Origin of the sequence: Anabaena sp. UHCC 0204 (genome assembly GCF_009711975.1) — a bacterium.
Classification (GTDB): Bacteria; Cyanobacteriota; Cyanobacteriia; order Cyanobacteriales; family Nostocaceae; genus Dolichospermum.
Map to the genome: position 1 here is coordinate 78,131 of NZ_VIKW01000011.1, position 25,325 is coordinate 103,455.

General features: G+C 37.4%; 22 protein-coding genes. 14 read left to right on the forward strand and 8 right to left on the reverse strand.

What is annotated here, in order from left to right; genetic code table 11:
* Window positions 1-55: 55 nt before the first annotated feature.
* Window positions 56-421 carry a VOC family protein gene (locus FJR04_RS11625; protein ID WP_168494807.1) on the forward strand — a complete coding sequence of 122 codons (366 nt, stop codon included), beginning with the start codon at window positions 56-58 and terminating at the stop codon, window positions 419-421.
* A complete protein-coding gene (locus FJR04_RS11630) occupies window positions 414-935 on the forward strand; it encodes a DUF1622 domain-containing protein (RefSeq protein ID WP_371717766.1) in 522 nt (173 codons plus the stop codon). Before FJR04_RS11625 ends, FJR04_RS11630 begins: the two co-directional genes overlap by 8 nt.
* Before the next feature lie 101 nt (window positions 936-1,036).
* Here FJR04_RS11630 and FJR04_RS11635 read toward each other — a convergent pair whose 3' ends face one another.
* The 3 genes from FJR04_RS11635 to FJR04_RS11645 form a co-directional block, all read right to left on the reverse strand.
* Window positions 1,037-1,366, reverse strand: a complete 330-nt coding sequence (locus tag FJR04_RS11635; protein WP_168494809.1) for a hypothetical protein — start codon at window positions 1,364-1,366, stop codon at window positions 1,037-1,039.
* 101 nt (window positions 1,367-1,467) lie between these two features.
* Complete coding sequence (locus tag FJR04_RS11640; RefSeq protein WP_174763531.1) at window positions 1,468-1,908, reverse strand: hypothetical protein; 441 nt, start codon at window positions 1,906-1,908, stop codon at window positions 1,468-1,470.
* Between the two features lie 12 nt (window positions 1,909-1,920).
* Window positions 1,921-2,388 carry a hypothetical protein gene (locus tag FJR04_RS11645; protein ID WP_168494811.1) on the reverse strand — a complete coding sequence of 156 codons (468 nt, stop codon included), beginning with the start codon at window positions 2,386-2,388 and terminating at the stop codon, window positions 1,921-1,923.
* A 238-nt stretch (window positions 2,389-2,626) separates the two neighbouring features.
* Here FJR04_RS11645 and FJR04_RS11650 point away from each other — a divergent pair, with 238 nt between their 5' ends.
* A complete protein-coding gene (locus FJR04_RS11650) occupies window positions 2,627-4,090 on the forward strand; it encodes an aminotransferase class I/II-fold pyridoxal phosphate-dependent enzyme (RefSeq protein WP_168494813.1) in 1,464 nt (487 codons plus the stop codon).
* A gap of 277 nt (window positions 4,091-4,367) precedes the next feature.
* A complete protein-coding gene (locus tag FJR04_RS11655; protein ID WP_168494815.1) occupies window positions 4,368-4,850 on the forward strand; it encodes a DUF2059 domain-containing protein in 483 nt (160 codons plus the stop codon).
* 41 nt (window positions 4,851-4,891) lie between these two features.
* Here FJR04_RS11655 and dusB read toward each other — a convergent pair whose 3' ends face one another.
* The 4 genes from dusB to FJR04_RS11675 form a co-directional block, all read right to left on the reverse strand.
* On the reverse strand, window positions 4,892-5,944 hold the full coding sequence (gene dusB / locus FJR04_RS11660) for a tRNA dihydrouridine synthase DusB (protein ID WP_168494817.1): 1,053 nt from the start codon (window positions 5,942-5,944) through the stop codon (window positions 4,892-4,894).
* Window positions 5,945-6,364: 420 nt separating this feature from the next.
* Window positions 6,365-7,255, reverse strand: a complete 891-nt coding sequence (locus tag FJR04_RS11665) for a bestrophin family protein (protein WP_168494819.1) — start codon at window positions 7,253-7,255, stop codon at window positions 6,365-6,367.
* Window positions 7,256-7,750: 495 nt separating this feature from the next.
* A complete protein-coding gene (locus tag FJR04_RS11670; RefSeq protein ID WP_174763532.1) occupies window positions 7,751-8,134 on the reverse strand; it encodes an STAS/SEC14 domain-containing protein in 384 nt (127 codons plus the stop codon).
* A 297-nt stretch (window positions 8,135-8,431) separates the two neighbouring features.
* The gene (locus FJR04_RS11675; RefSeq protein WP_168494821.1) at window positions 8,432-8,806 is read right to left on the reverse strand and encodes a hypothetical protein; all 375 of its coding nucleotides are present in this window, start codon (window positions 8,804-8,806) and stop codon (window positions 8,432-8,434) included.
* A gap of 501 nt (window positions 8,807-9,307) precedes the next feature.
* Between FJR04_RS11675 and FJR04_RS11680 the strand changes: the two genes are divergently transcribed.
* From FJR04_RS11680 to FJR04_RS11725, 10 genes are all read left to right on the forward strand, one after another.
* A complete protein-coding gene (locus FJR04_RS11680) occupies window positions 9,308-10,150 on the forward strand; it encodes a YaaW family protein (protein ID WP_168494823.1) in 843 nt (280 codons plus the stop codon).
* Window positions 10,132-11,421, forward strand: coding sequence for an O-antigen ligase (locus FJR04_RS11685; RefSeq protein ID WP_168494825.1), 1,290 nt, complete (start codon window positions 10,132-10,134; stop codon window positions 11,419-11,421). The genes FJR04_RS11680 and FJR04_RS11685 overlap by 19 nt, the downstream gene beginning before the upstream one ends.
* Window positions 11,422-11,533: 112 nt before the next feature.
* Entirely contained in the window at window positions 11,534-12,448 is a 915-nt protein-coding gene (locus tag FJR04_RS11690; protein WP_254445266.1) for a sterol desaturase family protein, read from the forward strand.
* Between the two features lie 10 nt (window positions 12,449-12,458).
* Window positions 12,459-18,821 (forward strand): non-ribosomal peptide synthetase, encoded by a 6,363-nt coding sequence (locus FJR04_RS11695; protein WP_168494829.1) that lies wholly within the window; start codon window positions 12,459-12,461, stop codon window positions 18,819-18,821.
* Between the two features lie 291 nt (window positions 18,822-19,112).
* A complete protein-coding gene (locus FJR04_RS11700; protein WP_254445267.1) occupies window positions 19,113-20,426 on the forward strand; it encodes an MFS transporter in 1,314 nt (437 codons plus the stop codon).
* 80 nt (window positions 20,427-20,506) lie between these two features.
* On the forward strand, window positions 20,507-21,031 hold the full coding sequence (locus tag FJR04_RS11705) for a Ycf51 family protein (RefSeq protein WP_168494833.1): 525 nt from the start codon (window positions 20,507-20,509) through the stop codon (window positions 21,029-21,031).
* A gap of 258 nt (window positions 21,032-21,289) precedes the next feature.
* The gene (locus FJR04_RS11710) at window positions 21,290-22,438 is read left to right on the forward strand and encodes an iron-containing alcohol dehydrogenase family protein (protein ID WP_168494835.1); all 1,149 of its coding nucleotides are present in this window, start codon (window positions 21,290-21,292) and stop codon (window positions 22,436-22,438) included.
* 199 nt (window positions 22,439-22,637) lie between these two features.
* Window positions 22,638-23,843, forward strand: coding sequence for an aspartate aminotransferase (locus FJR04_RS11715; protein WP_168494837.1), 1,206 nt, complete (start codon window positions 22,638-22,640; stop codon window positions 23,841-23,843).
* A gap of 39 nt (window positions 23,844-23,882) precedes the next feature.
* Entirely contained in the window at window positions 23,883-24,161 is a 279-nt protein-coding gene (locus FJR04_RS11720; protein WP_168494839.1) for a hypothetical protein, read from the forward strand.
* Window positions 24,158-24,571, forward strand: coding sequence for a type II toxin-antitoxin system VapC family toxin (locus FJR04_RS11725; RefSeq protein WP_168494841.1), 414 nt, complete (start codon window positions 24,158-24,160; stop codon window positions 24,569-24,571). The genes FJR04_RS11720 and FJR04_RS11725 overlap by 4 nt, the downstream gene beginning before the upstream one ends.
* A 121-nt stretch (window positions 24,572-24,692) precedes the next feature.
* Here FJR04_RS11725 and FJR04_RS11730 read toward each other — a convergent pair whose 3' ends face one another.
* The gene (locus FJR04_RS11730) at window positions 24,693-25,241 is read right to left on the reverse strand and encodes a PadR family transcriptional regulator (RefSeq protein WP_168494843.1); all 549 of its coding nucleotides are present in this window, start codon (window positions 25,239-25,241) and stop codon (window positions 24,693-24,695) included.
* Window positions 25,242-25,325: the final 84 nt, after the last annotated feature.

Consider the following 25,325-nt stretch of genomic DNA (forward strand, 5'->3'; position numbering starts at 1 on the left):
TATCGTTTTTTACACCTAGTTGAAATCAATAATTTCCTAAAATAAGAGGTATAAAATGACAATTACTCTTAATCACACCATAGTACCTGCACACGATAAAGACGCATCTGCACAGTTTTTTGCCCAGATTTTTGGGTTAAAAATAGAGCCTCCTATGGCTCACTTTGCTGTTGTCCGTGTGAACGATACATTAACTTTTGATTTTGACAACAGAGAGAATTTTGAGTCACACCATTATGCTTTTCATGTCAGTGAGGAAGAATTTGATGTAATTTTTGCACGGATTAAAGAGATGGGTTTGGCATACAGTAGCGACCCTATGCACCAACATCAAGGTGAAATAAATCATAGAGGAGGTGGTCGAGGTTTTTATTTTTATGACCCCAATGGTCATAATTTGGAACTGCTGACTTGTGAATAATACTAGGATTTATATAGTAGGGATGAAACCAGAGACATCACGGGATTCATTAATTAATTTACTATTACCTCTAGCACTAATTTTAGGGCTAGTTTTACTGTTGAGTGTGAACGTGGGAGGTACGGGAGAGAGCAGAGAAACTACTCCTTTAGAAACATGGCTCAAAGTCATTATTGATTATTTAGCAGTAGGGACAGAAATTGCTGCAGCAGTTGTGATTGGTGGAGCAGTGATTAAAGGCATTGTTGCCTATTTGCGATTATTGTTATCTCGCTCCAAACAACAATTTGATGCCACAGAAAGAATTCGTCTGCAATTGGGACGAGTTCTGGCATTAGGACTAGAATTCACCGTTGCTAGTGATATTTTGCGGACAGCAGTAGCACCTACTCGTCAGGATATCTTAAATTTAGGAGCGATCGTACTGCTGCGAACCTTGCTAAATTATTTCTTAGAGCGTGAGATTCAGCAGGGAGAACAACGCCGTTTACAAGAACAGCAAACTATTGATTAAAGTTCTCTCAACAGGATGATGGAATAGTTGAAAACCTTCATCAATAGAAAAGAATGATTTCGGGAATAGAAGGATGGAAGGTAAGGGGAAAAGAAAAATTTTTAACCTTTTTCCTTTAAGCCTTTTTCTTCATCATTGTCAAACAATTCTAATAAACCAAATATACCCACAAAAAAAGTATAAGTTGCATATTTAATTGATGTCTGATTTCGAGATGGTGCATAATAAGCGGCAATTATTCCTTCGATAAAATGAGCCGACAGTGCAACATGAGCAATGATCAATGCTGGAGTTAAGATATTCGGTAGTTGACTGTTAGTTATTGATGTTTGGATATTCCATAATTCTAAACCTATGGAACTGGTTATGAGTGCGATGGATATAATTTTGAAGATGGGGAATAATTTGTGTTTGATATCTTTTAAGTTCATGTTGTTTATAATTATCTCCGTTTGATTTGGGATACAGATCCAGAATTGGAAAGATTATCTGATTTAGCTAATGCAATTATTAAAGAATAGGAAATGGATAACTACAATTTGACCGTACTATATGTTTTTTGATTATGTTTTTTTCGATATCTATTATTAGTCTTTCCACTGTAATCAATAAATTCTACTTCAGTTTCAGGAAATTGCTGATCAATTTTTTCTGCAATTTCATTTACCGCTTGGGATAGATTCTGATTAAACTTTTCTATCTCATGGTTTGTCATATATTTATTACCAATACGATCAGCCTCTAAAAATAATTCCTCAATTGTCAACTGCTCACAACTGTATTTTTCTAAAAACTCCTCTATCTTGCGATAAAGATTAATAATATTATTCCATCCAATATTTCGGTAATCTTTTTCTATTAGCCAATCTTGGTCTTTTTTATGAAGCTTATTCCGATTTTTGGAATTAGCAATTTGAACTTCACGATAACTCTTTCCTTGAAAATGCTGTTTTTTGCTTTTTTGATGATTCATAGAAATAGTTACTTAACCAAGTGTCAAATTAAACATATGAACTAAGGCTTTCCGAATTTCACTATCTTCATATTGAAGAAGTTTTTTAGTATTTATAGCCAGCTTAATTCGTATTTCATCCACTAAATTTTTTAAGGCTTTATTTTCTTTGATTATTTGCTCATTAGTTTCAATCAGATCATTATTGTCAGCAATGAGTTGCTTGATTTTAAGTTCTAAAATCTTGTTTTGGTAGTACAAACTTTGATTTTCATTATCTTTTTGTGCAATCTCTTTATTTTTCTTTGTTACCAAACCTTTCTGAGCAGCTTGAAGACGCTGACGATTTATTAGTTCGGAACCAGCAAAATGCGAAATAGCTCTGCGAATGGTAATTTCGTCAGGATTGCTTTTAAAGTTAACAATCTCCAATGCACGCATAGCATCTTTTTCTGTCCAGTCCTCACTTCGTAGTAACTTAATAGCCTCTGATTTATTCATGATAATACTTTGATACAATATGATTAATTGAAAATCGTGCAAAATATCAGTTATTTTACATCTTAATTCCATATTATACACATACATATAGTTAAACTAGCAATTGCAGCAGATATTTTAGAGTAATACACCGACGCTAACGACACAAACAAGAGTGTGAGGTTGCGACTATGACTCAAAGCCCAGAATACCAACCCAGTGGCTTATATATTCAAACCCCATAGCTGGAAGCAATTAAATGCCAAATCAAAACCAAACACCCCTCATAGATGCCTTGAAAGCCTGTAAAACCCGTCCTCACGCCCCATTTTACACCCCAGGACATAAACGCGGTGTGGGTATTTCTCCAGTTTTAACCGATTTACTAGGTAAAGATGTCTTTCGTGCTGACTTAACAGAATTAGTAGAATTAGATAATTTATTCACACCCCAAAACGTGATTTTAGCAGCACAAGAATTAGCCGCGGAGGCTTTTGGATCTGAGAAAACATGGTTTTTAGTTAATGGTTCTACCTGCGGAATTGAAGCGGCAATTCTGGCAACTTGCAGAATGGGAGATAAAATTATTCTGCCGCGAAATGTGCATTCTTCGGTTATTTCTGGGTTAATTCTTTCTGGGGCAATTCCTATTTTTATTCAACCTGAATATGATGAAGATTTAGATATTGCTCACAGCATTACACCAGAAGCAGTAAAAGCAGCATTAGAAAAACATCCAGATGTCAAAGCCGTGTTGATAGTTTATCCTACATATTACGGTGTTTGTGGAGATTTGCAACGAATAGCTCAACTCACTCACCAATACAACATTCCCCTGATTGTAGACGAAGCACATGGCGCACATTTTGCTTTTCACCCAGAATTACCTACTTCAGCTTTAACCGCAGGTGCAGATTTAACTGTACAGTCAATTCATAAAACATTGGGGGCAATGACACAGGCATCAATGTTACATATTCAAGGTAAGAGAATTGATATTGATAGAGTCAATAAGGCATTGCAATTGGTTCAATCTACAAGTCCTAGTTTTATACTTTTAGCTTCTCTAGATGCTGCACGTCAGCAAATGGCAATATATGGAGAAAAGCTGATGTCTCAAACTTTGCAATTAGCTGAAGCAGCAATAACTGAAATTAATCAAATTCCGGGTTTATCTATTCCCCTGACTAACAAAGAAAAATCACCTGGATTTATAGATTTAGACAAAACTCGATTAACAGTAAATGTCCACAAATTAGGATTTACTGGTTTTGAAGCTGAAGAAATTTTAGATAAAAAATTTAATGTCACTCCAGAATTTTCATCTTTGCAAAATCTTACTTTTATTATTAGTTTAGGAAACACACAAACGGATATTCAACAATTAATTCAAGCACTGAATAATCTTACTCATATCACCCCCTTGACAACTCAGTATTTGGTATGTAATTATAAAAACGATGATATATTTACCAGTATTATATCCATTTCTCCCCGTGAGGCTTTTTTTGCTAATAGTGAAATTCTCCCTTTAGAGAAAACCCAAGAACGGATTTGTGCAGAAATTATTTGTCCTTATCCTCCAGGAATTCCTGTATTAATGCCAGGAGAATTAATTACAAAATCAGCTTTGGAATATCTTCAACAAGTTAAAATGACAGGGGGATTTATTACTGGTTGTGGAGATGAAACTTTGCAGACTTTAAAAGTTGTGAAGTTATGAAAAGTAAGATCCACGATTTCTAACTTTAAATTTATGGCGTTACTGATAGCCTGCGTGGCGATAGCCATATTGAGGTATGAAATTCCTAAATTGAACCTTTAAAACTCTTACCTTTGCGTCTTTGCGCCTTTGCGTGAGACTAAAATTCATACCGTTAATCAGCAACGCCAATTTATAATATAGTTACAACATAAAAAAATCGAATATTTGCTTGTATAATGTTATAAATCAAGTAAGAGTGCTATAAAATAAGAATACAGAATTAGGTTTTAAATCAATGCAGATAAAAACTTTCGTTTTTGCAGCTTCACTTTCCTTGCTTACTAATTTTAGTCTACCTGCTTTCGCACAAACTCCAGCTAGTTCCATTCAAGAAGCAGAAAAAATCAATAACGTTAAAAAATTATTAGATATAACTGGTTCACGAAATCTTTCTCGCAAAATAATTACGCAACTAATAGATAGCTTAAAAGCTGAATATCCCCAAGCACCTGCAAAATTTTGGGATACGTTTATGGCTGAACTAAAACAAGATGAAATGATAGATGAATATATCCCCATTTATAGCAAATATTTTACTAATGAAGAAATCAAAGGAATTATCGCATTTTACGAAACACCATTAGGAAAGAAAACATTAGCTGTGATTCCTCAAATTTCTAAGGAATCTACAGCAATTGGCATTAGATATGGTAAACAAGCAGCCGAAAGGGCATTAGAAAAATTGAAAAAAGAAGGATATATTAGTCCTGATAAATAAAACTCCATATCAACTAATGATCTTTTTTCTCCTAACTCCTTCTATAGTGCAGTAGTAGCTGCTGTTTCTTCCTCAAGTTCATAACCATGGGCTAATCTTTCCATAGCACTGTCAATCAAATCTAAACCTTGTTGGACAGTTTCTACTAAACTTAATTTCCCCCGCAAATCAGCAGCACCAACAAAGCCTTTTGCATACCAAGTCATGTGTTTACGAGCTTGACGTATCCCCCTATCTCCCTTGTATTCCCATAGGGCAAAAAGATGTTCTCTGGCGCATTCTAAGCGTTGAATTGGGTTAGGAGATGGTAGTAATTCTCCAGTTTTCAAGAAATGATCAACTTCACCAACTAAAAACGGATAACCTAAAGTTCCACGAGAACACATTACTCCATCTGCACCCGTTTGTTCTAAACATTTTACCGCAGCTTCTACAGAAAAAATATCCCCATTACCAATTACAGGAATTGATAAAACTTCTTTGACTTTAGCTATCCATTCCCAGCGTGCATTACCATTGTAACCTTGAGAGCGAGTGCGTCCATGGACAGTAATCATTTTTGCACCCGCATTTTCCATGCGTTTAGCAAAATCAAGAATGGTAATTTCATGATCATTCCAACCAATGCGGGTTTTTACTGTCACAGGAACATCTACTGCTTTGACAACTTCTCGCACAATTGCTTCGGCAATTTCTGGTTGACGCAATAAGGAAGAACCACCCCCATTTTTAGTAATTTTATTAACAGGACATCCCATATTAATATCAACAGTATCTGCACCTTCAGCAACGGCTTTTATTGCTGCTTCTGCTAAAAAATCGGGACGACAATCAAATAATTGAATACTGATAGGTCGTTCTTGAGGATCTACTTCCATTATTTTTGGTAATTGGTTAACATAGTGTAAACCTGTAGCATTTACCATTTCTGTATACATCATAGATTCTGGTGCATAACGACGCACTAAGCGACGAAATACCATATCTGTCACCCCCGATAATGGAGACTGTAAAACACGGCTTTTAACTTCAAATGAACCAATTTTTAGAGGGGTGGATAGTCTAGCTTGGAGTTCAGGAGAAAGGGAAATCATGGTAGGAAATGAAAATACAAATTATGTGAAAATTCTAGAGGAATCCTGTTTGATTTTTGTAGGTTGAGTTAAGCGACAGCGCAACCCAAAAAATGCTTATAAATGTTGTTTTACATAAAGGAAAAGGTAAAACCAGATTTTTCAGGAATCATTGAGGATTCTTTGATGTAAGTAGGTAGATGCTAATCACCCAACTATGTAACGAACTGTAAATTACCCAAAACTCTTGGGATTGCTGCGTTCCACTCCGTTCCACTCGCAATGACATAGTTATAAGTTTTCCCACCTACCTACTTACTTAAGTTATTAGTTAGGGAACGAGGAAAGGAGGATATACTGAAACTATTCTAACTGATTTGTGGAAATTTATCAAAATAGAATTTATGATTCAGAATTAAGTACCTAATTAGGAAATTTTAGCTATTTATGAACACTAGGAGTCAGGGTAGTTAGATCATCAATGTTTAACTTGATATTGGTACAAATGGCATCTAAAGGTAAATCATTTTCATCATAACCAAAGGGATTTTCTATTTCTAAACCAATTGCTTCAATACCTAATAATGTAAAACTGACTAAAGCAGAAATAAACCCTGTCCACCAACCAAGACTTTGTACTATTTGAAATGGTAAAAGAAAACAATATAATAACAATAATTGTTTTAAGTGAATAGCATAAGCTAAGGGCATTGGTGTTTTCAAAATCCGTTCGCAAGCACCTAAATTATCCACCAATAGATTTAGTAATGATTGTAAAGATGCTAGTTGATAACTATTGATGCAATTGCGGTTATACTGCTGTTCTAAATAATCACTAATCCAAAAAGCAACCTCTAAAGGCGGATTATTCATATTTTTTAATTTGATATATTTAGACTGGGATATTAATTCTTCTAAATCACTACTGATAGGTTCACCTCGTAAATGTAGTTTTGTTGATACTCCAAAAGCAACAAGTAAGTTTAAGGCATCAATTTTACGACTTTTATCTTCTGGTTCTTTTTCATCAATAGATACCCAAATTTGTCGGGCTAAATTACGGATAGCATTAACCATTGAACCCCAGCTTTTTCTCCCTTCCCAAAAACGTTCATAAGCTGTATTGGTGCGGAATACTAATAATAAACCTAAGACAATACTAGGAATAACACTACCTAAAATAGGTTGAGAAACAGGGACTTTAAAATGATAAAGGATAGAAATTAATACCCCAAAAATTCCAAATAAAATCACCTGTTGGTAAATTGCAGAAATTACTGAACCTTTGATTCGTAAAGCGGTTTGCAGCCACTGTGCTTCTTTCCGTACCATAAAATTTTCCTGTATATCCAATATGATAAAATATACAGGCGATCGCTACACCTGCCAATACCTAATTAAGGTTTTAATTATTGGTGTTGCTGAATGAAAGTATGAATTTGTTTCACGCAGAGGCGCTCCAGGCGCAAAGCAATACTGTTCGAGTTCTGTCATGGAGATTGTTGCGGTGATTCTTGCTACGAAGCGGTCTTTTCTGACCCAGGTTGGGACGGTATACCACTCCCTCTAACATACCTTTAAGATACAAGGTTGAGTTAAGCGACAGCGAAAACTAACAAATACTTATAAATATTGGGTAACAAGAGCGTCAAAGCAACCTACGTAATTCTATTTTTTGAGGTATTGAGGCGCAAAGAGTATGAGTTTGAGAAATGGAATTTTTGATTTTCATAAATTCAGCAAGGCCAATTTTTAAAATATCATTTAGATATAGGAATGAAAATTAAATGTGCATGGTTTAAAACTCTTGTAGAGACGTTCCTCATTCTATTCAAGACCTAAACTTTCCATGAGTTTAGTTAAAGAAATGCCATGTATTTTTGCCAACTCTGCCATATATTCTATGCGCTGTGCTTGTAATCTATCTATCTGTTCACCTAGATATAATAATGCTTGATATTCTTCTTTTGTTAATGTTTCTACTTCTCTTTTATCTATCAAATTTTCATAATTATTATGATCTATGACCATATCTTGATGTGTTTTCAAGAATAATTGCACTTCATTTTTTAGCAACCTGGTTGCTTTTTTGTGAGTAGACAAAATCACAAGTTGAGAGATAAATTCTTCTAAATTATTGTGGGTTAATTGTTCAGCAGCTTTAAGCAGTTGTTCTGAAGATAATTGAACTTCAATGTTTATGCTTGGCATATTTCTCAACTCATTAGCTAGATTGTCAATATTTTATCAAGTTTTGAGTATCTCTACAAAATAAAATACAGCAGATTTCAGGTAAATGAGGTACAAAGTTTAAGAACAAAGCCTTGTCAAGGCCAGACTTTCAACCAGTTCTCTGTTCCCTGTTCTCTGCTGTCAGTGCGATTGAGTAGCTTCCTTGTAACTCTGAAAACTCGGAAAGTTGTAGAAATTTAAGCACATCGCACTTAAAAACTAAATGTTACGTAAAGTCGTTTTTTGTAAAGTAATATTAACTTGATCACACAGATTTTATCCAAACCAATGAGAGGTTTGACAATTGGGTTCAACAGTTTCACAAAGGTAATTACTAATCCAGTCTGATTTATCCCTGATAATTGAGGAAATACCTTCATGAATTAACTTTTGTAAGTGCAGTTGTTGTTCTAAAGGATAAAGAGGTAACTTACTCCGAAAAGAGTGAACTTGAACATCATCATTGAGTAGTAAGTTATGGGAAATTTGGTTATGAAAGCAAGGAAGACGATGAATAACAAAGGAAATTAACTCTTGACGTAAATCAGGAATTGCAAAAGCTTGTTGATAAGGTTGGTATGGATATGTATCTAATACACTGTTAATTTCACCGATAACGGCTTGCTGTGTTAGTTTAATTACTGTTTTCATGATTTTTATCTCCTGTTTGTTAAAGTTAGTAAATTTGTTCAACAGAGTTTTTACTGTTATTTTACGAAATTTATCCCTACAAACTTTTTTACGGCAAGGCTTCTTGACTTTAATTTGTTGTATATTAGCCGTTAAGATATATGACTTTAGCTCCATAATAATAATTATGCCAAATTTCTGTGGCCCTCATAAAAAAATACACAAAACGCAGTATTAACCATTAGGGATCACTTTTTGGCACTTATTATAAATATTAATTATGGTTAAAATTACTGGAAACTTAAACTTACTATGTACGTTACATAACGGGCAAAAAGTTGATAAATTTCTGGTTATTTTTGTAAAAAATGAATAGAGAGGAATACAAAAGGCTGAAATCTGCTACTGATCTTGGTGGGGGAATGAAGGAAAGAAGAAAAACAGTTAAGAGTTCTCCATTTCTTGTTCCCTTCTTAGGTAGAATAGGGTACAGACAAGCTGCACGGAAGAGAGGAAGGGAAATTGGAAGAACTCAGGGCGGTATTGGAACTAGCCACAGAAGAAGAATTACAGGACTTGACAGCAATTCTGTTTAGTCGCAAGTTTAACCCCTTAGATTATGTTCACACACCCGAACCCATGACAGTGCAAAGCCAAGATCGGCAAGCTTGGTTAGATGCAATAGAAGATCGGTTTCGTTTTTTAGCGGCTGATGGGATCACGGTATTACGGCGACGTACTGATCAAGTAACTTACCGAGAAGCCTTAATTCAAGTATGTAAATATCTCAAAATTCACTATTATCAAAATTTAACAACAATTGATTTAGAAGCCGAGGTATTTTTGCATTTGTTAGGAAAGGTGTGGAAAAAAATACCAGAACAAGAAAAACAAGAATTAACTATCAAGGTGCAACGTCAGTTAGTAGAATCAAAACTTAAACAACCATTACCTTTATCATTGCAACATGATCCTTTAGGACTAATTTTTAAAGGTGGTAGCGCCTTGGCTGTCACTTCTGTGATTCAACCTTATGTTCTCCAACAAATTGCGCGTCAATTTGCTATTCACTTTGCTACTTATCAAGTAGCTAAAGAAGCAGCAATTACAGGGACAGGATTAGCAACCAAACAGTTTCAAAACTATGTGGCTTTACAAATTTCCCGACGAGGAATGACAGTGAGTGCAGCCCGTTATAGTGCTGTTCGCAGTATGTTTGCTTTTGTGGGTCCAGTGATGTGGGCTTGGTTTTTTGCTGATTTGGGTTGGAGAGCGATCGCCACAAACTATGGCAGAATTATTCCTACTGTCTTCACCCTCGCGCAAATTCGTCTTACCCGTACAGAATGCTGGGAAATCGCTTAAATAAAACTTTTTATCATCCAAACCCCCGCTTACAAACCCCTTGGAATTGGCTGCAATTTGGACTAATATCTTTCCCCCTGAGTCCATTTTTAGGCGGTCTTTCTATAGTTGTGGCATCATCATTAACGTGGCGCAAACAACACCGGATTATTAGCCAGAATCCAATTCACAAGGGATTTGCTCTTTTGAGTATCTTACTACTCATTACTACCGGATTTGCCTCTCATAAACTAGAGGCTTTTTTAGGTTTATTCAACTTAGTCCCCTTCTTTTTCTTTTTCACTGGACTCACACCCCTAATTCAAACACCAGCCCAATTAAGACAAATCTCTTGGATAATGGTGTTTGGTTCTGTACCTGTTTTAATAATAGGTTTTGGGCAATTATTTCTTGGTTGGAATTTCCAATTTCAGTTTCTCTGGATTGTCTTTGATTGGATAGTTGCACCAGAACAATCATTATCAGGACGCATGACTTCTAACTTCATGCACCCTAATACTTTAGCCGCTTATTTAGTAACTATTTTTATTTTGGGTTTAGGTTTATGGCTAGAAAATTATCGCCAACTCAAACAAAAAAATCGCCTGATTATCTTTTTAACAATTGCGGTATTTGCGAATTTTATCGCTTTGATTTTAACTAATTCTCGGAATGGCTGGGGAATCACTATCTTTGCCTGTTTAGCTTATGCCTTATATCAAGGTTGGCGGTTAATTGTTGCTGCTATTATTAGTATTTGCAGTAGTTTTCTATTAGCAGCTTTTGCCCCTTCACCCATTTCCCAATTTTTCCGTAACTTCGTTCCCTACGGAATTTGGGCGCGGTTAAATGATGATATGTTTCCTGATAGACCAGTGGCATTAATGAGGAAAACCCAATGGGAATTTGCTCTTAATTTAACTCAACAACATCCTTTAACTGGTTCAGGTTTACGCAGTTTTGGTGGACTGTATAAAACCCAGATGCAAATTGATGTTAACCATCCCCATAACCTATTTTTAATGCTGTCTGCGGAAACTGGTTTAATTACTACTTTACTATTTTATGGGTTACTAATTTGGATATTAATTGCAGCTAGTCAACTTCTCTGGAAATCCCCATCTATAGAACCAAAAAATCGCCTAATATTCTTTAGTTATATTATCACTTTTATAAGCTGGATATTATTTAATACTGTTGATATTACTATTTTTGATATTCGGTTGAATACTCTTTCTTGGATTTTTGTCGCTGCATTGTGTGGAGTTATGTATCAATATAGCAGGAAATAGGGAAAAGATGCAATCTTAATAATAAGATATCTACAGGTATTGGATCAAATCTTTGAATTTACTAATGATGGAAATAGTCAACCGTATAGTATATCCATTTAAAGTGCCATTTATGGCAGCATCCCAAATTTATTGGTTGTATCTGCTTTCAACTATAATACTGGCGACAATACTATATATATTTGGTTTACCCAATCGTGACAAGGAGAAAAATTTACTAGAATACCTTTTACCCAAAGAAATTTATTTACATCCTTCATCTATTACTCAATACAAATATTTTTTTTTGATTTCTTTATTCGAGATATTTTTCGTAGTCCCAGCAACAATATATGTAGCAAAAATTGCCGACATAACTTGCGAAAGTATCACACAAATTACAGGAATCACCACACCTTTTTTATTAACGCATCCCCAATTGTGGCATCATATCATATTCAGCATTTTTGTAGCATTATTAGGTGATTTTGCTAATTTTTTCTACCATAATCTTGCTCACAGAATCTCAATTTTGTGGGAATTTCATAAAGTACATCATTCAGCCGAAGCCCTCACACCATTGACGGTATATCGTATTCATCCATTTGAGATGTTTTTAGGTACAACGACGATTGTAACAATGTCCAGTTTAGGAACAGGTATTTGGTTCTACTTATTTGGTAATGGGATGAAAGAGCTATTAATTTATGGAGTCAGCTTTGAGATTTTTATCTTTTATTTAGCAGGTTATAACTTGCGTCATTCTCATATCTGGTTAGCTTATCCTCAGTGGATTAGCCATATTTTCATCAGTCCAGCGCAACACCAAATTCATCATAGTGTAGATCCCAAACATTATGATAAAAACTTTGGTTATATTTTCGCATTTTGGGACTGGATTTTTGGTTCTTTATATGTACCAAAAAATTATGAAAAATTGGACTTTGGTTTATCAGATGGTGAATCAACCTTATTTAATAGTGTCACCAATATGGTTTTACAGCCTTTGCGAGCAATTAGACAGAGAATCAGCAAAAACTCAGTATAGATATAACAACATGAGATATTCTCAAAATAAGTGCATTCATCACCTTTTTGCAGAGCAGGTAGAAAAAACACCTGACGCGGTAGCAGTAATATTTGAAAACCAACAATTGACCTACAGAGAATTGAATGCAAAAGCTAATCAACTGGCACATCATTTGCAAGCAATGGGGGTAGGTCAAGAGGTATTGGTGGGTCTATGTATAGAGCGTTCTCTAGAAGTAATAATAGGAATTCTTGGTATTCTCAAAGCGGGTGGAGTTTATGTTCCCTTAGATCCTGCTTATCCCCAAGAACGCCTAGCATTTATGTTAGAAGATACCAAATTACCAATTCTTTTAACTAACGTGCAATGGCTAGAAATTCTTCCTGTTATGAGTGCCTCAGTCATTTGTCTAGATGCAGATTGGCACGAGATTGAAAAACAAAGTCAAGTAAATCCAATTAGTGAAGTACAAGCAGAAAACCTGGCTTACTTAATATATACTTCTGGTTCTACTGGCAAGCCAAAAGGAGTACAAATGCCTCATGCTAGTGTTTGTAATTATCTTGAGGCGATCGCTAAAATATTACCAGTTAATAGCCACGATATTTATCTGCACACAGCATCTTTCTCTTTTACTGCTTCAGTCAGACAATTATTCTTACCTTTATCCCAAGGTGCAACCAGTATTCTGGCTACTCGTGAACAAACAAGAACTCCTTTAAGCCTATTTGAATTAATTCAAAAACGTGGTGTTACCATTTCTGACGGTGTACCTTCTGTATGGAGATATGGACTAATTGCTTTAGAAAGTTTAGAGCCAAAATATACACAAGCCCTGAGCGAATCAAAATTAAGATTAATAGTATTTGGTGGCGAATTATTACCCTATCAACTAATTAAAAAGTTACACAACCTGTTTAAAACACCACCCCTGTTTTTTAATATTCTCGGTCAAACAGAAAGTATTGGACATGGTTTTTATCCCATTCCAGACGACTGCAACCTTGAAGATGGATATGTACCAGTTGGTTATCCTCTCCCAGATATTCAGCAGATTTATCTACTCAACTCCCAACTTGAACCAGTAAAAATTGGTGAGTCTGGAGAAGTACATATTGCGGGTTCTACCTTAGCACGAGGCTATCTGAATCGCACCGAAGCAAATGGGGAAAAATTCATTATTGATCCTTTTAATTCTCAACAACGACTTTTTAAAACCGGGGATGTTGCCCGTTATTCAATTAATCAAAATTTAGAAATTCTTGGTCGGATTGATTTTCAAGTAAATATCCGAGGAATGCGGGTTGAACTGGAAGAAATTGAAGCAGTAATTAAACTCCATCCTAGTATTCGAGAAGCTGTCGTTTCTGCCAGAAAAGATGTATCTGGTGGTCAGCGGTTAGTTGCTTATATCGTAGTCAATAATCAAGATTTTAATTTGGGAGAATTACGCAATTTTCTTGCTAGTAAACTGCCAGATTATATGATTCCCCATACCTTAATGGTCATGGAGCAATTACCAATTTTACCTAATGGTAAATTAGACCGTAACAGTTTACCTGAGCCTGATTTATCGGCGATTCAAAGTCAATTTGTTCCTCCGCAAACACCTATACAAATAATTATTGCTAACATCTGGGCAGAAGTTTTAGGAATCGAAAAAATTGGCATCCATGATAATTTTTTAGAATTGGGTGGACATTCCCTATTAGCAAGTTTAGTTATATCGAGATTGCGTGAAGCACTATCCCTAGAATTATCAATTGCCAGTTTATTTGCCGCACCAACAATTGCCACATTTAGTGAACAAATTGGCACTTCTGTTCAGAATTTACTGCCAACCTTAGAACCAGTTTCTCGAAATAGCGAATTACCACTTTCATTAACCCAGCAGCGTTTTTGGTTTCTTGATCAAATGGAAGGACCAAATCCTGCGTACAATATTGTCAGAGTCTTGAATCTACAAGGATTACTTAACTTTACGGCACTTGAAGGGGCGATCGCCACAATTATTAATCGTCATGAAACCCTGCGTACCAGTTTTGGAATTACCGATGGTCAACCCATCCAAATTATTGCTGATAAATTAGCATTTACCTTACCTGTAATAGATTTACAGGAATTAGCAGAAGATGACAAAATGGCTGAAGCACAAAGATTAATTACTAATGAATATCTTCGCCCTTTTGATTTAGCTGAATCATCTCTCTTAAGAGTGACATTAATCCAATTGGGAGAAAAATCCCATCAGTTATTAGTAATAATGCACCACATCATTTCTGATGCCTGGTCAGCAGGAAATTTTCTCCAAGAATTATCGGTTATTTATTCAGCCTTGACAGCGGGTTTACCTTCTCCCTTAGCTGAATTATCAATTCAGTATGCCGACTATGCTTATTGGCAGCGACAATGGCTGGAAAATCAAACCGCACAACTTGATTACTGGAAACAACAATTAGCAGATATTCCCGCAGTAATTGAATTACCTACTGATCAATCACGGACAGCAATTCAAACCTTTCGCGGTGATCTCCAGAAATTTCAATTTGATTTCCAACTCACTCACAAACTTAAAAGCCTCAGTCAAAAATCGGGTTCTTCCCTGTTTATGACACTTCTCACTGCTTTTGTGATCTTACTTTCCCGCTACAGTGGTCAGGAAGATATTGTCATTGGTTCTCCCATTAGTAATCGCAATCGTGTCGCGTTAGAGCCATTAATTGGCTTCTTTGTGAATACCTTGGTTTTACGAACTCGTCTGGAAGGAAATCCCACATTTATAGAATTACTCCAACAGGTGCGACAGATGGCACTTGATGCTTATGCTCACCAAGATATCCCCTTTGATCAACTTGTAGAAACCCTCCAACCTCAGCGCCACCTCAGTCATAGTCCCTTATTTCAAGTCATGTTTGTATTGCAGAATTCTCCGGTGTCAAAACTGGTATTAGGAGATTTACAAGTTACACAAATAGAATTAGCAAAAGCGACAGCGGGGGCAACTTTTGATTTAACCTTATCAATGCAGGAAAAAGATTCAGCATCAGGAACTGAATTGATAGGTGCATTTGAATATAATGCTAATTTATTTAATGCTGATACTATTGCCAGGATGATTGAGAGTTTTCATACCTTAGTTGAGGCAATTGTGGCAGATCCTCAAGAGCAGATTAGAACATTACCTTTACTAACAGCATCCCAAAAGCATCAGTTATTAGTTGAATGGAATAATACGGGAACTGATTATCCCCAAAAATCCATTCATCAATTATTTGAGGAACAGGTTTCCAGAACACCTGATGCAGTGGCATTAGTGTTTGAAGATCAGCAATTAACCTACCAACAATTAAACTTACAAGCTAATAAACTAGCTCATTATTTGCAGTTTTTGGGTGTAGAACCAGAAATATTAGTGGGTGTCTATTTAGAACGTTCATTAGAAATGATAGTAGGATTTTTGGGCATTTTAAAAGCTGGTGGTGCTTATGTGCCACTTGATCCTAACTATCCTCCAGAACGCCTCAATTACATGGTGGCAGATTCACAAATGCCCATTATCTTAACTCATTCTTTATTACTCCCACATTTATCATTAACCCTAGAGCAACCGCAAACTAAAATTATTTGTTGGGATAAAGATTTAGAAATTGAAAGTATTGCCAGTCAGAGTTCCCATAATCCTATTAATAATTTTACACCTGAAAATTTAGTTTACATAATCTATACTTCTGGCTCTACAGGCAAGCCCAAGGGAGTCTGTGTTCTGCATCAGAGCGTAGTCCGATTGGTAATCAATACCGATTATGTGCATCTACAACCAGAAGATACCATAGCTCAAGCGGCAAATACTGCTTTTGATGCCGCGACCTTTGAAATATGGGGAGCATTGCTTAACGGGGCAAAATTGGTGATTCTTGACCAAGATACTGTTACATCAGCCCAGAATTTAGCCAATAGTATCCGCACTACAGGAATTAATACTCTATTTGTGACTACGGCTCTATTTAATCAAATTATTCAAGAAGTACCAACAGCCTTTCAACCCTTGCGCTATTTATTATTTGGTGGTGAAGCTGTAGATCCGCATTGGGTACGACAAGCGATAAATAAAGGTGCGCCTGAGAATTTATTACACCTATATGGACCTACAGAAAATACCACCTTTTCAACTTGGTATCCTGTGGAAAAAGTAGAGCCAAATGCGGAAACAATTCCCATCGGTCATCCAATTGCCAACACGGAAGTTTACGTACTTGATTCCTATCACCAACTTGTTCCCATAGGCGTACCAGGAGAATTGTACCTTGGTGGTGATGGGTTGGCGCGAGAATATTTTCATCGTCAAGAATTAACTCACGAGAAATTTGTCCCTCATCCTTTTAAACCTGGAAAACGCCTTTATAAAACTGGAGACAAAGTTAAATTATTACCCGATGGAAATATTCAGTTTCTCGGACGGATTGATTTTCAAGTCAAAATTAGGGGTTTTCGGATTGAACTAGGAGAAATTGAGACGGTATTAACCCAACATCCTCAAGTTCAGCAGGTAGTAGTTATTGTCCGCGAAGATCATCCAGGCAACAAGTATTTAACGGCTTATATTGTTAGCGAAACAGAAACATTGACCAGTAGCAAATTACGTCAATTTCTCAAAGAACATCTGCCTGAATATATGATACCTGCGGCTTTTGTGATGCTCAAAACCTTACCTCTAACTCCTAATGGTAAAGTTGACCGGCTGGTTTTACCAAAGCCAGAAACAACAAATTCAGAACTAGAAGCCGCTTTTGTTGCCCCAGGGACTGCCCTAGAAGCAAAATTAGCGGAAATATGGTGTACGGTATTACATCGGGAGCAGGTGGGCATCTATGATAACTTCTTTGAATTGGGGGGACACTCTCTCCTGATCACATCTGTAATATCTCGCATTCAAGAACATTTTTCCATAGTTCTGCCCCTGCGTTCTCTATTTACAGCCCCGACTATCGCCGAACTTAGTCAAGTAATAATTGCACATCAACTGGATGCCATAACAGTTGATACCTTACCACCCCTTGTCCCTCAAGCACGAGACACTTATATCCCCCTGTCTTTTGCACAAGAGTCTATATGGTATTTACAACAATTAGCTCCTGAAAGTTGCGCCTACAACAGCTTCTTTATTTTACGTTTCACTGGCTCTCTTTCTGCAACTGTGTTGGAGTCCAGTTTCAATGAAATAATTCGTCGTCATGAAATATTACGCACGGGTTTTACGATGGTAGAAGGTCAACCTGTACAAGTAATTACCCCATTTCTGACTATCCCATTAGAGATTATAGACTTACAAAACCTACCCTTGATAGAGCGAATATCTGAAGCAGAAAGACTAGCTGCGCTGCAATATAATCACCATTTTGATCTGGCTTTAGTCCCTCTCATCAAAACCAGTTTATTGCGACTAACTCCAGAAGAACATTGGTTGACAATCAATATGCACCATATCATCACAGATGGCTGGTCATTTGGTCTGTTGTTGGAGGAGTTAGGAATCCTCTATGCAGCTTTTATGAATGGTTTACCTTCACCCCTACCCGAATTACCTGTTCAGTACGCAGATTTTACCCTCTGGCAACGGCAATACTTTAATGAAAAGGTCATAGAAAAGCAACTTGCTTACTGGCTACAAAAACTAACTAATACTTCACTAGAATCTGATCAGGTATCTAGCAATCAGCTACAGTTGAGTAACAAAAGCACCAGCGCAGCTATTTATTCTGTGATTCTGCCAGCAAGTCTTGTGGTATCAATCGAAGTTGTCTGCCGTTCTCAAAGGGTCAGCATCTTTGCGATCATTCTCACTGCTTTAAATATACTTTTGTTCAAATACAGTGGACAAAACGACATTTTAGTAATGGCAACTATTGGTAATCGGAGTGCGGTGGAAACTGAAAAAATGCTCGGTTGCTTCATCAATGATGTAATTTTGAGATCCTATCTTCACTCTGAACAAACCGGAATTAATCTTTTAGAACAAGCCCAAGAAACCCTCACAGAAGCAATCAACAATAAAGAGATTGCTATTCAAACAGTCATTGACGCTATCACCAGTAAACAACCATTGAATATCTCAGCATCCCTAACTATGTTACCTCCACAAAATTGGCATAACTGGATGTTAGATGTTGACTTTGTATCAATTAAGCGCGATCGCAGCTTATGGGTTCAGGAAATTCCTCTAGAACTTTATGTTTCTTCACCTTCTGTAAATAATCCCACCATGGAAATTAAAGTCTTGTACAGCCAGGAGTTATTTACAAATGAAACCATCGAGTTTCTGTTTAGTTATTACCAGGAAATTCTTCAGCAGCTCGTCCAACACCCAAACAGCCAGGTTTCTGAATTTGCATAAATAAAACGGACTAAATAATTCTAGGTTTGTAGTGAGGACTTTAGTCCTCATTTAAGGGCTGAAGCCCTTACTACCAAATCATCGCAATATTTTGGTCTTACCGCCGTATAGCAGGAAAATGAGAAATAAATGCTACATTTTAAAATACGTCTGGCCACAAATTAACCAATAGTCAATGTTGCTATGTTAAAAAACAACCCACCAGAATTGAAAGAACAGCCCAGATTTGGATTGTCTCTATTTAGGTGGACCAAGTATTTCTCCAATCAGGAAGGAGAGATAACTCAAAGCATGAGTGCTTTTATTTTGATCTGGGTTGGCCAGGTGTTATCTCTGGTTGGCTCTCGCATGACCACTTTTGCTCTAAGTATTTGGGTTTACCAGCATACTAACTCAATTACCCAGTTCACTCTCCTAATTCTCTCAACGAGCTTACCTGGGATTATTATCTCCCCCATTGCTGGAGTATTTGTTGACCGCTGGAGTCGTCGCTGGATTATGATTATTAGTGACTTCTGCGCTGGTCTGTGTACCCTAACTATTGCCTGGTTATTTGTTAGTGGTAATTTAGAAGTCTGGAGTTTGTGCCTAATTAGTGCTATTAGTTCTGGTTGCAGTGCCTTTCAAGGGCTTGCCTATTCTTCCGCTACTACATTACTCGTACCTAAAGAACAACTTGGTCGTGCTAGTTCGATGACGCAGATTAGGTTGGCTATTGCGGAAATTCTCTCACCAGCAATTGCGACTGCGCTGTTAGCAACTGTGCAAATTCCGGGAATTGTTGTTATTGATTTAGCAACATTGTGCTTTGCCCTAATCTGTTTGTTATTAGTTAATTTCCCTGAAGTTCAGATCGCAGAAACTAATACAGAAGAAATTGGTTTCCTCTCTTCATTTTGGCAAGAAGTCACCTTTGGATGGAATTATTTGATTGAGCGGCCTGGACTGATTGGGTTAGTAATATTTATTGCTATCAGTAACTTCCTCATCGGTTTCGATGAAGCTCTAACTACACCTTTGGTACTTTCTTTCACTTCCGTTCAAGGTTTAGGGACAATCTCTTCTATTGCTTGTTCGGGGATGTTAGTCGGCAGTTTAATTATGATCTTTTGGGGGGGACTAAAACGCCAGATCAATATAATATTTTTCTCGATGTTTTTTTTGGGTTTATTCTATGTTTTAGCTGGCTTGCGTCCTTTACCTATTCTATTTACTATCTCTGATTTCTTCATATTTTTGATGGTTCCAATCATTAATGGTGCAATTCAAGTAATTTTCCAAAAGCAAGTTGCTCCAGAAGTGCAAGGAAGAGTCTTTGCGTTTCGCAGTGCAGTAAGTCAGGGATTTCTGCCACTTTCTTATTTGATAGCAGGACCACTAGCTGACCGAGTTTTTGAACCTTTAATGGCTGCTGATGGTTTAGGCGCAGCTAGTATTGGAAAATTTATTGGTGTTGGGACTGGTCGTGGTATTGGTTTGATGTTTGTGATTATGGGGATATTTAGCATCTTAGTCACCTTTATTGCTTATTTGTATCCCCACCTGCGCCAGATGGAAGATGAACTACCTAATCCCATTCCGGAAAAGGATGTTTTAAAAGTCTAAAACCGAAATTGTAGAGACTTTCCAAATTTCATAGATATAGTCCCTAAGTGTAAAATGGGAATGTCCGTAATTAAAACCTTATGCCTAGTACAGCTAATTTTCTGCAATACACCCAATGGTGTGGGATTGCGACGATAGTATTTGCAGTCTTGACAATCCTGGCTTTCATTTTCAAATGGGGCTTCCGCTTTCGATTGGTGGGAACAACAGGCTTTATGCTGGTACTGACAGGGGGATTATTTTCACTTTCTCTCGTTCCCCTGAGTCGCACAGTTATTCCCGGTGCGGTCAAGTACACCTTAGTTTATGACAACGGTTCTAATCAAACTGTAATTGTCACCCCACCAAACATTACTCCTACGGAATTAGAAGCTACTTTACGTCAAGCAGCTAGTAATCTCTATTCTTATGGTCGCTTAGGTAGTGGCGGAAACAAGCTACTGACAGTCCGCGCTCGCACTATTATTCACCCTGAAATAGGGTTGTCTGTACCCGTGTACTTAGGTCAAGTAAAACGCACTTTAGCAAGTCGTGAAGATTCAGAAATGGCAGTAGAAGTTTATTTAGACAAGTTTGCTGAATTACCAAAACCTACGGCTTCATAGGTGACAGGTGACAGGTGACAGGTGAACCAGCGCGGTCTTGGGGGTTTCCCCCATGAGCGACTGGTGAACCCGAAGGGTGACAGTGAATTAATTGGTAATTGGTAAATTTTTTCCCCCTGTTCCCTGCTCCTGACTCCTTAATTCTGCTGTATATTTTTCCTATTACCTATTTGTATATTTTTTTGTCTTCTATAATACAATAAAGGTTATTTTAAAATTTGATTAAGTAATATCAATAGTTTTGGCAAAATAGTGATCATGTCTAATCAACATTCTACTGAAACTTTATCTACTCAAACCACTAGCTCATTTTTTAGCCTCAGCGTTTCCCCTGGAAAAGTAATTCGCGGTGCGGGTGTGTTGTCAATAGTCGCGGCTGAAGTTGCTAATTTAGGAACTCGTCCGTTAATTATCACAGGAAACCGGACTCTCAATCTTAGCCAAGAGAGTTTACAATCTCTTTTCCAATCCCCAAAATTACATAGTATTTCTGTCTCTTATGGTGCTGATTGTTGTGAAGCTAGTTTGACAGCTTTACGTAAAGCAGCCAAGGAACATCAGGCTGATCTAATTATCGGTATTGGCGGTGGTAAAGCCTTGGATACGGCTAAATTAGTCGCCCACCAATTGACATTACCAGTTGTGACAATTCCCACATCTGCTGCTACCTGTGCGGCTTGGACTGCCCTTTCTAATGTATATTCCGAAACAGGGGCGTTTTTGTATGATGTAGCTTTATCTCGCTGTCCTGATTTGCTGATTTTGGATTATAATTTAATTCAGACTGCACCTCAACGGACTTTAGTAGCAGGAATTGGGGATGCGATCGCTAAATGGTATGAAGCATCAGTGAGTAGTGGACATTTACAACAAACTCTCATCATTGCCGCAGTCCAACAAGCGCGAGTTTTACGAGATATTTTATTACAAAAGTCCGCTGCTGCTTTACAATCCCCAGGTAGCGAAGTGTGGCAAGAAGTTGTAGATGCAACTGTACTCCTAGCTGGGGTAATTGGGGGACTAGGAGGGGCGCAATGTCGTACAGTCGCTGCCCATGCAGTTCATAATGGTTTAACCCACATTTCCGGGCATGGTAGCATTCACGGTGAGAAGGTTGCTTATGGTATCCTAGTACAACTGCGGTTAGAAGAAATGATCCAGGGAAATCAATTAGCAGCGTCAGCAAGACAGCAATTGTTGAAGTTTTATGCAGAGATTGGACTACCCCAAAGATTAACAGATTTGGGATTAGGTAATATCACTCTGGCTGAGTTACAAACAGCAGCGGAAATTAGTCTAGAACCTAATTCTGATATCCACCGTTTACCGTTTAGTGTAGCGTTGGAACACTTAATGGCCGCAATGGTTTCTACTACTGCACCAAATCAATTAAAAATTAAAAATTAAAAATTAAAAATGGGTAATTGGTGATTGGTAATGGGTAATTGGTGATTGGGAAAATTTTTTCTCCCTTTGCTCCCCTGCCCCCTGCTCCCCTGCTCCCCTGCTCCCTGCTCCCTGCCCCCTGCTCCCCTGCTCCCCTGCTCCCCTGCTCCCCTGCTCCCCTGCACCCCTGCCTGTTCCCTATTTATTTCGAGGTTATAGAATGAGTCTGAGTTGGATTAGTCCCGCAGAACGGATACAAAAATTGCCTCCTTATGTATTTGCCCGTTTGGACGAATTAAAGGCTAAGGCTAGAGAACAAGGCTTAGATTTAATTGATTTGGGTATGGGAAATCCTGATGGTCCCACTCCCCAACCAGTAATAGAAGCCGCAATAGCAGCTTTGCAAAATCCCGCTAATCACGGTTATCCACCATTTGAAGGAACTGCTAATTTTCGCAAAGCTATTACTCAATGGTATCATCGCCGTTATGGTGTAACACTTAATCCTGATAGTGAGGCTTTACCCTTACTTGGTTCTAAGGAAGGTTTGGGACATTTAGCGATCGCCTATATTAATCCTGGTGATATTGTTTTAGTACCTTCACCATCCTACCCTGTCCATTTCCGTGGACCGATTATTGCTGGGGGAGTTATTCACAATTTAATTCTTAAAGAAGAAAATAACTGGTTAATTGATTTAGCTGCAATTCCTGACGAAGTGGCCAGAAAAGCCAAAATTCTCTATTTTAATTATCCTAGTAATCCTACCGCAGCCACCGCCCCCCGCGAATTCTTTGAAGAAATTGTAGCTTTTGCGCGGAAGTATGAAATCCTCCTAGTTCATGATTTATGTTATGCAGAATTAGCTTTTGATGGTTATCAACCCACAAGCTTATTAGAAATTCCTGGTGCAAAGGAGATTGGTGTAGAATTTCACACTCTTTCTAAAACTTATAATATGGCAGGTTGGCGCGTTGGGTTTGTTGTCGGAAATCGTCATGTTATCCAAGGTTTGCGGACACTCAAAACCAATTTAGATTATGGCATTTTTTCCGCTTTGCAAACAGCAGCAGAAACCGCTTTACAACTTCCTGATTCTTATTTACATGAAGTGCAACAACGTTACCGCACTCGTCGAGATTTTTTAATTGATGGTTTGGGTAAATTAGGGTGGAATATTCCCAAAACCGAAGCAACTATGTATTTGTGGATAAAATGTCCTCTGGGGATGAATTCCACCGATTTTGCATTGCACGTTTTACAGCAAACTGGTGTAGTGCTGACTCCTGGGAATGCCTTTGGTATTGGTGGTGAAGGCTATGTAAGAATTAGTTTAATTGCAGATTGCGATCGCTTGGCTGAAGCTTTACAAAGATTCAAAGAAGCAGGGATTTACTATCAACCTGAAGTTGCTATTTCTGCGTGATAATTAAGGTGAATATACAATCTCAAAAGAATTAAGGTTATGACAATTCTGGAAAAAGTAGTAACTACGATGCAGCAGTTACCTATGGATCAACAGCAGCAAGTTCTACGTTTTATTGAGTTTCTGGTATTTGAATTAAGAGATAAAGAAGTTCAGGAAAACTATGACGTAGTTAATCAATCTCCTGAAAAAGCAACTGCAAACAATCCTAAAACTTCTCCTCATGATCTCCTGAAAAAATGGGAAGGTGTTATTGAAGGTGGGGTAGATGATCTTTCCTTTAATACAAAATATATGGAAGAATATGGGCAGAAATGAATCAGCAAATAATTCTCGATACTGGTGTTTTAGTTGCTTATTTCAGGAAATCTGATCGCTTTCATCAATGGGCTGTAACTCAATGGAGACAGGTTGATTTACCTGTATTCACCTGTGATGCTGTGATTTCAGAAGCTTGTTTTCTTTTTCGTGATTTACCTCATATTCAACAGGGAATTGTTGAATTGATTGAGGGTAATGTAATTACGATCTCTTTCGATTTGCAAGGAGAAGCAAGTAATATCAGACATTTAATGAATCGTTATGAATCTGTACCAATGTCCTTTGCTGATGCTTGTTTGGTAAGAATGTCTGAACAAATACCTAATAGTGCAATTATGACTTTAGATAGCGATTTTAAAATTTATCGTAAAAACCGTAATGAGGAGATTTTTGTAATTCAACCATAATCGCTTGGGTGAAGCTTTACAAAGATTCAAAGAAGCAGGGATTTACTATCAACCCGAAGTTGCTATTTCTGCGTGATAATTAACAATTGATTCCTTCTAATTCTTCCTGAACGCCTTCTTTTTATCTGTCACCTTCTTTTTGCATTAGTAAAGAGGCGATCGCTTCATCGCACCATTCAATCCACATAGTTTCGTAGCGAATCCCGCACCGCAGGGTGAGATAAATGTGTCTTTGCGGACGAGACAGATGATCTGGATCACCAAATTCTAGTTCGCGGGAGCGATAGGACTCCAATTTCTGCTGATGGAATTGCTTGCGTCGTTCAACTTCACGGATGAGGATATCTTCAGAAACGATAAACCCACTGCGTACTTTCACTAGTAATTCTTCACGGATTGCAGTTGCTTCCGAGGGTTCTGTAATCCAAGAAATTAGTTCTTGTCTACCTGCATCGGTGAGAGAATAGATTTTCTTGTCGGGACGAACCGATTGTGGTAATACTTCCACTTCTACCCAGTCCTTTTCCTGCATTCGTGCCAGTTCTCGGTAAATCTGCTGAGAGGTGGCTTGCCAGTAACAACTTACTTTTTCATTAAATTCCTTGCTCAAATCATAACCAGTCCGAGGAGACTGAAGCAAGATGCTGGCGATCGCATGGGCTAAACTCATAATTCTTTCTTGACATAGACAACTAGTTGTATATAAACTTTGTGATATACAACTATTTTTATAACAATTAGTTGAATATTGCAA

What these genes read in the sequence shown, in the direction of transcription:
- FJR04_RS11640 (WP_174763531.1), bottom strand. Translation starts at nt 1,908, where the DNA reads ATGAATCATCAAAAAAGCAAAAAACAGCATTTTCAAGGAAAGAGTTAT.
- FJR04_RS11635 (WP_168494809.1), bottom strand. Translation starts at nt 1,366, where the DNA reads ATGAACTTAAAAGATATCAAACACAAATTATTCCCCATCTTCAAAATT.
- FJR04_RS11720 (WP_168494839.1), top strand. Translation starts at nt 23,883, where the DNA reads ATGACAATTCTGGAAAAAGTAGTAACTACGATGCAGCAGTTACCTATG.
- FJR04_RS11700 (WP_254445267.1), top strand. Translation starts at nt 19,113, where the DNA reads ATGAGTGCTTTTATTTTGATCTGGGTTGGCCAGGTGTTATCTCTGGTT.
- FJR04_RS11715 (WP_168494837.1), top strand. Translation starts at nt 22,638, where the DNA reads ATGAGTCTGAGTTGGATTAGTCCCGCAGAACGGATACAAAAATTGCCT.
- FJR04_RS11710 (WP_168494835.1), top strand. Translation starts at nt 21,290, where the DNA reads ATGTCTAATCAACATTCTACTGAAACTTTATCTACTCAAACCACTAGC.
- FJR04_RS11725 (WP_168494841.1), top strand. Translation starts at nt 24,158, where the DNA reads ATGAATCAGCAAATAATTCTCGATACTGGTGTTTTAGTTGCTTATTTC.
- FJR04_RS11695 (WP_168494829.1), top strand. Translation starts at nt 12,459, where the DNA reads ATGAGATATTCTCAAAATAAGTGCATTCATCACCTTTTTGCAGAGCAG.
- FJR04_RS11705 (WP_168494833.1), top strand. Translation starts at nt 20,507, where the DNA reads ATGCCTAGTACAGCTAATTTTCTGCAATACACCCAATGGTGTGGGATT.
- FJR04_RS11645 (WP_168494811.1), bottom strand. Translation starts at nt 2,388, where the DNA reads ATGAATAAATCAGAGGCTATTAAGTTACTACGAAGTGAGGACTGGACA.
- FJR04_RS11675 (WP_168494821.1), bottom strand. Translation starts at nt 8,806, where the DNA reads ATGAAAACAGTAATTAAACTAACACAGCAAGCCGTTATCGGTGAAATT.
- FJR04_RS11670 (WP_174763532.1), bottom strand. Translation starts at nt 8,134, where the DNA reads ATGCCAAGCATAAACATTGAAGTTCAATTATCTTCAGAACAACTGCTT.
- FJR04_RS11650 (WP_168494813.1), top strand. Translation starts at nt 2,627, where the DNA reads ATGCCAAATCAAAACCAAACACCCCTCATAGATGCCTTGAAAGCCTGT.
- FJR04_RS11685 (WP_168494825.1), top strand. Translation starts at nt 10,132, where the DNA reads ATGCTGGGAAATCGCTTAAATAAAACTTTTTATCATCCAAACCCCCGC.
- FJR04_RS11730 (WP_168494843.1), bottom strand. Translation starts at nt 25,241, where the DNA reads ATGAGTTTAGCCCATGCGATCGCCAGCATCTTGCTTCAGTCTCCTCGG.
- FJR04_RS11665 (WP_168494819.1), bottom strand. Translation starts at nt 7,255, where the DNA reads ATGGTACGGAAAGAAGCACAGTGGCTGCAAACCGCTTTACGAATCAAA.
- FJR04_RS11655 (WP_168494815.1), top strand. Translation starts at nt 4,368, where the DNA reads ATGCAGATAAAAACTTTCGTTTTTGCAGCTTCACTTTCCTTGCTTACT.
- FJR04_RS11690 (WP_254445266.1), top strand. Translation starts at nt 11,534, where the DNA reads ATGGCAGCATCCCAAATTTATTGGTTGTATCTGCTTTCAACTATAATA.
- dusB (WP_168494817.1), bottom strand. Translation starts at nt 5,944, where the DNA reads ATGATTTCCCTTTCTCCTGAACTCCAAGCTAGACTATCCACCCCTCTA.
- FJR04_RS11625 (WP_168494807.1), top strand. Translation starts at nt 56, where the DNA reads ATGACAATTACTCTTAATCACACCATAGTACCTGCACACGATAAAGAC.